Raw genomic sequence first — 486 nt, 5'->3', positions numbered from 1 at the left:
GCAGCACCGCGGAACCCGCCAATCTTCCCCCTTGAGGGGGAGATGCCCGGCAGGGCAGAGGGGGGTGCCTCGCGCTGACCTGCAGGATGTCCTCCGATGAACATCCTCGTCCTTTACGCCCATCCGGTCGAGACCAGCTTCAATGCCGGCCTGCACCGCATGATCGTAGAGCGGCTGACAGCGGCGGGCCATGCGGTGGACGACTGCGATCTCTACGCGGAGGATTTCGATCCGCGGATGACGCGCCAGGAAAGACTGGACTACCACAGCCAACGCGGCGCCGCTGACGCTGCCGCGCCTTATGTCGAACGCCTGCTGCGCGCCGATGCGCTGGTGCTTTCCTATCCGGTCTGGAACTATGGCTTTCCAGCGATCCTGAAAGGCTTTTTCGATCGCGTCTTCCTGCCCGGCGTGTCGTTCAAACTGGTCGATGGCAAGGCGCAGCCGTCTCTGCACAACATACGCAAGGTTGCAGCGGTGACCACC

1 protein-coding gene is annotated in these 486 nt (G+C 63.4%); it reads left to right on the top strand.

The genetic code is table 11. The features are described from left to right. Positions 1–96 precede the first annotated feature (96 nt). The coding region (locus EN893_RS37440) for an NAD(P)H-dependent oxidoreductase (RefSeq protein WP_164901568.1) at positions 97–486 on the top strand (390 nt) is incomplete at its 3' end.

Source organism: Mesorhizobium sp. M7A.F.Ca.CA.004.04.2.1, assembly GCF_004022825.1.
GTDB lineage: Bacteria > Pseudomonadota > Alphaproteobacteria > Rhizobiales > Rhizobiaceae > Mesorhizobium.
Note: the sequence above shows the minus strand (reverse complement) of the source record. Positions and strands in the feature narration are given on the sequence as shown.